General features: G+C 62.5%; 12 protein-coding genes. 9 read left to right on the top strand and 3 right to left on the bottom strand.

Annotated elements, in window-relative coordinates:
- From NKH43_RS15780 to NKH43_RS15760, 5 genes are all read left to right on the top strand, one after another.
- Positions 1-236, top strand: a 236-nt coding sequence (locus NKH43_RS15780; protein ID WP_352591772.1) for a hypothetical protein, incomplete at its 5' end; no start/stop codon positions are given.
- Between the two features lie 367 nt (positions 237-603).
- Positions 604-2,133, top strand: a complete 1,530-nt coding sequence (locus NKH43_RS15775) for an ABC-F family ATP-binding cassette domain-containing protein (protein WP_352858925.1) — start codon at positions 604-606, stop codon at positions 2,131-2,133.
- Positions 2,134-2,237: 104 nt separating this feature from the next.
- Positions 2,238-2,411, top strand: a complete 174-nt coding sequence (locus tag NKH43_RS15770) for a hypothetical protein (RefSeq protein WP_023719167.1) — start codon at positions 2,238-2,240, stop codon at positions 2,409-2,411.
- Between the two features lie 128 nt (positions 2,412-2,539).
- Positions 2,540-2,968 carry a VOC family protein gene (locus NKH43_RS15765; protein ID WP_352858923.1) on the top strand — a complete coding sequence of 143 codons (429 nt, stop codon included), beginning with the start codon at positions 2,540-2,542 and terminating at the stop codon, positions 2,966-2,968.
- Between the two features lie 71 nt (positions 2,969-3,039).
- Entirely contained in the window at positions 3,040-3,393 is a 354-nt protein-coding gene (locus NKH43_RS15760; protein WP_023719169.1) for a DUF1428 domain-containing protein, read from the top strand.
- Between the two features lie 108 nt (positions 3,394-3,501).
- On the opposite strand, the gene NKH43_RS15755 is transcribed toward NKH43_RS15760, so the two are convergent.
- The 3 genes from NKH43_RS15755 to NKH43_RS15745 all read right to left on the bottom strand — a co-directional run bounded on the left by NKH43_RS15755 (position 3,502) and on the right by NKH43_RS15745 (position 5,767).
- Positions 3,502-5,136 (bottom strand): tetratricopeptide repeat-containing sulfotransferase family protein, encoded by a 1,635-nt coding sequence (locus NKH43_RS15755; protein ID WP_352858921.1) that lies wholly within the window; start codon positions 5,134-5,136, stop codon positions 3,502-3,504.
- Between the two features lie 172 nt (positions 5,137-5,308).
- Positions 5,309-5,575: a DUF1488 family protein gene (locus NKH43_RS15750; protein ID WP_023719171.1), complete on the bottom strand. Its 267-nt coding sequence runs from the start codon at positions 5,573-5,575 to the stop codon at positions 5,309-5,311.
- Positions 5,576-5,584: 9 nt separating this feature from the next.
- Positions 5,585-5,767: a hypothetical protein gene (locus NKH43_RS15745; RefSeq protein ID WP_023719172.1), complete on the bottom strand. Its 183-nt coding sequence runs from the start codon at positions 5,765-5,767 to the stop codon at positions 5,585-5,587.
- A 334-nt stretch (positions 5,768-6,101) separates the two neighbouring features.
- Between NKH43_RS15745 and NKH43_RS15740 the strand changes: the two genes are divergently transcribed.
- The 4 genes from NKH43_RS15740 to NKH43_RS15725 are packed head-to-tail and all read left to right on the top strand — an operon-like array spanning position 6,102 to position 7,046.
- On the top strand, positions 6,102-6,368 hold the full coding sequence (locus NKH43_RS15740) for a hypothetical protein (protein ID WP_352815424.1): 267 nt from the start codon (positions 6,102-6,104) through the stop codon (positions 6,366-6,368).
- Positions 6,365-6,610: a hypothetical protein gene (locus NKH43_RS15735; protein WP_023719174.1), complete on the top strand. Its 246-nt coding sequence runs from the start codon at positions 6,365-6,367 to the stop codon at positions 6,608-6,610. Before NKH43_RS15740 ends, NKH43_RS15735 begins: the two co-directional genes overlap by 4 nt.
- Before the next feature lie 38 nt (positions 6,611-6,648).
- Complete coding sequence (locus NKH43_RS15730) at positions 6,649-6,786, top strand: hypothetical protein (RefSeq protein ID WP_352858919.1); 138 nt, start codon at positions 6,649-6,651, stop codon at positions 6,784-6,786.
- A 35-nt stretch (positions 6,787-6,821) separates the two neighbouring features.
- Positions 6,822-7,046, top strand: coding sequence for a hypothetical protein (locus NKH43_RS15725; protein WP_352858918.1), 225 nt, complete (start codon positions 6,822-6,824; stop codon positions 7,044-7,046).
- Positions 7,047-7,051 lie beyond the last annotated feature (5 nt).

Here is a 7,051-nt window from a genome sequence, read left to right as displayed (position 1 = left end):
AGATGACCGTGCGGCGCACAGAAAAGCCGATCGAAGGAAAGGTGCCGGCAAAGCCACAGGCAATCTCCCCCCGTGTGGGGGAGATGCCCGGCAGGGCAGAGGGGGGCGCGAAGGATCGCAACGATTCCGACAAGCCCGTTGTCCGCCAGCGCAGTGGTATCGGCTCCTACGAGGATCCCGCCGATACTCGCCGCGAAAAGCGCCGCCCCGGCAAGACGGGTCGGCCGGGACGGTAGCGATCCTTCGCGCCCCCCTCTGCCCTGCCGAGCATCTCCCCCACACGGGGGGAGATTGGCAGCTTCGGCGCTCCGCTCGCTCCAGCGCCAACCACTTGCCATCGGCCCCGCCCCTGGTGTAACCCAATCGCTATACTCGAACGTCTTGAAAGGAGGGCTGCGTGCATATCGACCACCACCGTCAGCGCGGCCCTGTCCCTGCCCTGCGAGCTTGCTTGCAGGGCTGACCAGAGACGGTCCGGGTTCTCCCGCTTCGATTTTTTTGGTCCGCCCTTCGTGGTGCTGCAACGCCGAGCCTGATGGCCAGCCTGCGCACCGTCAAGTGCATTGAACCGGAATTCAGTCCGGACAGACCAGAGTAATCGACATGGCCCTGATCAGCCTCAAGTCCCTCGGCGTCACCATGAGTGCGCCCCTCTTCTCCAATCTCGACCTCACCATCGGCACCCGCGACCGGCTCGGCATCGTCGCCGCCAACGGCCGCGGCAAATCTACCTTGCTGAAGTGCGTGGCCGGCGAGATGGAGCCGACATCAGGCGACATCACCCGCACGCGCGGCCTGCGCGTCGGCTATGTCGAGCAGGTCATTCCCGCAGCGCTGGCCGGGCGCAGCTTTCATGAGGTGGTGGCCGACGCCTTGCCAGCCGAGCACGCCGAAAGCGAGCTGTGGCGCGTCGATGTGGTCCTCGATTCGCTCGACGTACCCGAGCCGATGCGCGAGCGGCCGATGCGGGCATTGAGCGGCGGCTGGCAAAGGCTGGCGCTGGTCGCCCGCGTCTGGGTCACCGATCCCGACGTCCTGCTTCTCGACGAGCCGACCAACCATCTCGACCTCGGCAAGATCAGCCAGCTCGAGACCTGGCTGAACGCGCTGCCGCGTGAGGTGCCCGTGGTGATCGCCAGCCACGACAGGGCGTTCCTCGACGCGACGACCAACCGCACGCTGTTCTTGCGCCCCGAACAATCGCCGGTGCTTTCGCTGCCCTATTCTCGGGCGAGGCTTGCGCTGGACGAGGTCGACGCTTCGACCGAGCGCAAGTTCCAGCGCGACATGAAGGTGGCGCAGCAACTGCGCCGGCAGGCGGCCAAGCTCAACAATATCGGCATCAATTCCGGCAGCGACCTTTTGACGGTCAAGACCAAGCAGCTCAACCAGCGCGCCCAGCGCCTCGAGGAGGTCGCAGCCCCCGCGCATCGCGAAAAATCGGCGGGCGCGATCAAGCTCGCCAATCGCGGCAGCCATGCCAAGGTGCTGATCACGCTGGACGATCTGGTGGTCGGAACACCTGACGGCACGGTTCTGTTCGGCACCGGCAAGCGCCACATCTGCCAAGGCGACCGCATCGTCCTGCTCGGCCGTAACGGCGTCGGCAAATCACGGCTGATCGGCCTTATCCGGAACGCCATCGTCGAGCCGGAAACGGCGGCGCAAAGCCTGAAGGTGACGCCGTCGACCGTGCTCGGCTATAGCGACCAGGCATTGTCGGGCATCGGCGGCGACGACACGCCGCTGGCGATGCTCTCGCGCGGATTCGACGTTGGCGAGCAGCGCGCCCGCTCGCTGCTCGCGGGCGACGGCGTCAGCATCGACATGCAGGAGCGCAGGATCAGCGTGCTGTCGGGCGGACAGAAGGCGCGGCTAATGATGCTGGCGCTCAGGCTCGCCAATCCCAACTTCTATTTACTCGACGAGCCGACCAACCATCTCGACATCGACGGCCAGGAGGCACTGGAAGCGGAATTGCTGGAACATCAAGCAAGCTGCCTGCTTGCCTCGCACGACCGCTCCTTCATCCGCGCGGTTGGCAACCGCTTCTGGCTGATCGAGAAACGGCGGCTGACCGAGGTCGACGACCCGGAAGCTTTCTTCCGGGAGGTTGCCGAGGCCGACGGTTGAAAAATTGTGGAAAAAAATTCCGGCGCTCTGTCGGATGATGATCGCATGCCACGTCCTTGGGTTGCCGACACGGTGATGCCGGCGCCAATCGAGGAGAAAGCATCATGTCTATTCTGTCATCCATAGGTCACGCCGTGACGCGTTACTCGGCGGCTCGCGCCCGTTATCGCAGCGAACGCGCCATCCTTTCATTGCCGATCGAGTTGCGCAAAGATATCGGCTGGCCGGAAATCGTCGTCGACGCGCAAAACAGCCCGCGGATTCGCATCGAAGGTTGAAAGGTGGCAGTTGGCCGTTGCGGCAGGCGCCATTTCGAATCCAAAAAACCATCGGCCGTGTAGGATCGTCGCCGTTCCGTTCGTCCTGTGGTTCGCAAAGGCAAATCAGACGCAAAGAGGAGCATGACATGAATGACCAGCCGCAGACCCAGCCCGCCGCCAAGGTGCTTGGCGGATTGACGCCCTACCTTCAGCTGGACGGCGCTTTCAAAGCCTCCGAATTTTACCAAAAAGCCTTCGGTGTCGAGCAGGTCTTTGCCTATCCGCCGGACGAACAGGGCCGTACCATGCATATCCATCTCCACATCAACGGTTCGACGCTGATGCTTTCCGACTTCTATCCCGAGCATGGAATGGCCGTTGTGAAGCCTCAGGGCTACACCATGCAGCTCCATCTCGGCAGCGACGACATCGACGCCTGGTGGAAGCGGGCCATCGAGGCTGGCTGCGAGGAAGTCGTGCCGTTGCAGGTGATGTTCTGGGGCGACCGCTGGGGCAATATGCGTGATCCGTTCGGCGTCGAATGGGCAATGAACGCGCCGGTGAAAGCGGCTTAGGATCCCCACACAGGTATGTACCGGAAATCACCGCTCAAGAGGGCGGAAAACAATCGCATGGAGGAAATCAGATGTCTTATGTCGATGGTTTCGTACTTGCCGTGCCGAAGGCAAAGCTCGATGCCTACAAGAAGCTGGCGGAAACCGCCGGCGCCGTCTGGAAGGAGCACGGGGCGCTTGCCTATGTCGAATGCGTCGGCGACGACGTGCCCTATGGCGAGATCACCTCGTTCCCGCGCGCCGTGCAGGCCAAGGACGACGAGGTCGTCATCTTCTCGTGGGTCGTCTATGAATCGCGGCAGAGCCGCGACGCGGTGATGGCCAAGGTGATGGCCGACCCACGCATCAAGTCGGACTGGTCGACGATGCCGTTCGACGGCAAGCGCATGATCTTCGGCGGCTTTCAGCCGTTTATGGAGCTTTGATGCATGTCGCGCAGCGGTTTTGCGATAACGACATGCATAAAAACAAGGATCTAAAGCGCGTCGCATGAGGCCGATCGAGCGCGACGCGCTTTTAGACCCAGCGGCGCTCTAAGCCAGCCTGTCGAGCAGCGGCTTCAGCCGGTCGCCATAGCGCTTCCACAGATCGACCGAGCCCTGATACATCGGCTGCCGCACTTGCGCGGCGGACGCCGTGCGCACCGGCCGGTCGGTCCGGTGAAACGACAGCACGGCGTCGTCCCATGGCAGGCCGAGATGGGCGATCAGTGCTCGCGACTGGCCTTCCTGGTCGGCGACGAAATCCTCGTAGCGAACGTCGTGCACGACATCAGGCAGCACGGCGTGCCAGTGCGCCATGATGTCGGTGTAGAGATTGTGGAAATCGGCGAGTTCGCCGAGATCGTAGCCGTAGCGGTGGCTGTCGCCGCGGAAGTGCACCTTGTAGATCGACAGGCAGGTCGCCGCCGCATCGCGCGCACAATGGATGATCTTGGCCTGCGGCAGCATCATATGGATGAAACCGACCAACAGGAAATTGCCGGGCATCTTATCGGTGACGTGCCGGAACCCGGGATAGCGGACGTGCAGCATATCGAGATAGGCCTGGCCGGCCTCGGCATAGGCCTTATCGGACATGTCGGCGATGCCCCGGGGAAAGCCGCCCTTCATGCTGAGCGGAAACTGCTTGCCGACCGCCGTCTTCAATATGCCGAGCTCGCCGGCGCCGTAGACCTTCGGATGGCTGGCGATGATCTGCTCGACCAGCGTGGTACCGGAACGAGGCATGCCGACAATGAAGATCGGCGTGTCGTCGGTAATCCCGCTCGGCCTGTGCTTTTCAAAAAAGGCCTTGTCGAACACCGCCTTCATCGCCTCGAACTCGCCGCGCGTCTTGCCGGCGTCGTAGTCGATGCCCTGGCGGCGGATCGCGTTGCCTTCGGCGAAATAGTCGAAGGCGCGACCATAATCCCTGAGGTCGTCATTGGCCTTGCCGAGGCCGAAGGAAAGCTGCATGCGCGGCAGGCTGCCTTGCGGCGCCTTGGCGTGCTCCGCCTCCATGCGGGCAAGCTCGGCGTCGCGCTCCTTCTGGCGCTTGACCTGGGTGAGCATTAGCCAGGCCCTTGCCATGCCGGGATTCACCGCCAGCGCCTGCCTGAAAAGATCCGCAGCCTCGTCGAGACTGCCCTTTTCCATCAGCCCGACACCCAGGCCATGCAAAAGATCGGCATCCTTCGGCCGGATCGTCAGCGCCTCGCGAAAAACAGCTAATGCCTCATCCAGCCGGCCCGCTTCCTGCAGCGTCTCGGCAAGCCCGACACGGGCGCGGACATGGAACGGGTTGCGACCGATCGTACCGCGATAAATATCCTCGGCGCCTTCGAATTGGCCGAGCTGCTTCAGCGACGAGCCGAGATTGTCGCGCGCCGCCAGTTGGTCCGGCCTGGTTGCCACCACCTTGCGGAAGAGATCGGCTGCGGCCGCGACCCGGCCGAGGTCGCGCAGCACGGTGCCGAGATTGTTGAGGAAATCCGGATTGTTCGGCTGCAGCCGAACCGATTGTTCGATCAGCGCCAGCCCCTCGGCGCTGCGCCCGGTCTGGTGCAGCAGAAGCCCGAGGAAATGCGCGGCGGCCGAGTGGTTAGCCTTTTGCGCCAGCACCTGACGGTAAAGCGCCTCGGCCTCCTGCCGGCGCCCCGCCTGGTGCAGCTGCAGCGCCTGCTGCACGTACTGGTCGAGCCCCAGCGGCGGCTGCCCGCCTGAGCCGTAACGTGCGCCTGCCGGTTGTCTCGGATTTCTGTTGATGGGAAACCTGCCGTGTTGTCCGCCTGCCGCGATCTAGGCCATCGCTGCGGCGCGTGCAAGAGCAGACGACGGGCACTATGGAGCAAACCCCAAACTAGCGGAAGTCGGCCGGCGTCAGCACATACATGTTCCTGCGGCCATGCGAGTAGGCTTCGCGCGCAATATCGTGGATCGACGAACGCTTGGCGTCGAAGGCACTGAGAAATTCGGCCTCGGCTCCGCTTGCGGCCGGGTTTGCCGCCGAAAGTGCCGCAACCTCGACGAAGAACGGGACTTCGAACATGCCGTCATGGCCAACGAAACGAATGCGCTTGGCCGCCGCGTCGTAGGAGCGGCTGGGATTGGGAAAATTGAGTGTCATGGCTGCGCGTCAAATCAGGCGGTTGCTTTCGGCAAGCTGGCGCGCCCGCCGCACCGTGCCGTCGGTATCGGCAAGCCTTCGCCTTGCCGCCTCGTCGCTTCTTATCGTGAGGCGTGGCGACATAACCTTTATCGGCTTTGCGACGGGATTGACTGCAACTGTCGGGACATCCGGTGTTCTTGCGGAATTCATGACTCTCTTCCTTTCACACCTAAATAAATACAAATGCCGGAGGAATTTTTCCGGAAGTTCTTCAAACAATTTTTGAGGTGCACCGGGATCGTATCATCGTTCTGCAAATAACTATAGAAAAGTAATTTTGCGTTGGTAGGGGTAAGAGGCCGGAATCTTCTTGAATAAGCCGCATTTTCGGACTAATGGTATGAAACCGTTTTTGGGTCATGCTTGGGCCCTCGCGGCGTCAGGGTTCTCGGCCCGCCAAACTGATCCAAATCGCCGACACCTGGTACCGCAATGCAGGCTCCGCTTCCGGAGCCAGGCCGGAAAGAAACTTCAAGGCACGAGAATGTCTGCCCGCACCACTCATTCCATCGCGCATTTCGCGGCACCTTTCGTGCTTGGCGGCCTGGATGGCATGCAGCCGGCCGGCGACTATGACATCGACCACGACGAGGAACTGATCGACGGCATGTCGTGGCTTGCCTGGCGCCGCGTCGCCACCTTCATCCATCTGCCGGCAAGGACGGTGAAAAGCCCGACCGGCCGGCTTGTCGCCGTCGACTACGCCGAACTCGAAGCAGCGCTTCGGCACGACCAGGAGAATGCCACATGATCCGCTTCCAGCAGAGTGCGCGGCGCACGGACACGCCCTCGCATATCTTCACCGTCGGCCAGACTGTTCGCATGAAGAGCCGCACCGGCCTTGCCCAAAAGACCGCGGAGCTGTTCCAGATAAAGAGCCGGCTGCCGGTCAAGGACGGCTCGCCGCAATATCGCATTCGCAGCGATCAGGAGACCTATGAGCGGGTCACCACGGAAGACAATCTCGAACCGGTCGACAACCCGGCCAACTGAGCCGAAAGCAATCCGCAACACGTATAAGGGATCAGAAAATGGCCAAGGGTCAACAGCGCAGCAATCGCGAGACACGCAAGCCCAAGAAGGACAAGGTGGCGGCAAAACTGGCCTCGCCCTTCGGCTCGGCGGTCAAGCAGGCGGAGACCGCTGTGAAACCCAAGTCCAAAGGCTAGGGTTCGATCGCACGACAATCTGCCTGGAGGCGTGCTTGAACTTCGTCATCGAGTTCTACCGCTCGCGCGATGCCGACGAAGCGATACTCGATCGAGTGTCGCTGGAGGCGCCGAACCTGCGCGCCGCCCTGCAGGGCGCCGCCACGCTGCTTCACACGCTGATGCTGCCGCAGATCCCTGATCGCCTGCGCATCTCCAACGAGGATGGCGCCGAGCTCTACGTCGGCCCGGCCGACGGTGCCTATCCGGACGAACAGTGAGGCCG

This window comes from Mesorhizobium sp. M1163 (assembly GCF_040318415.1).
Classification (GTDB): domain Bacteria; phylum Pseudomonadota; class Alphaproteobacteria; order Rhizobiales; family Rhizobiaceae; genus Mesorhizobium.
This window is presented reverse-complemented; position numbering and strand designations above follow the sequence as displayed.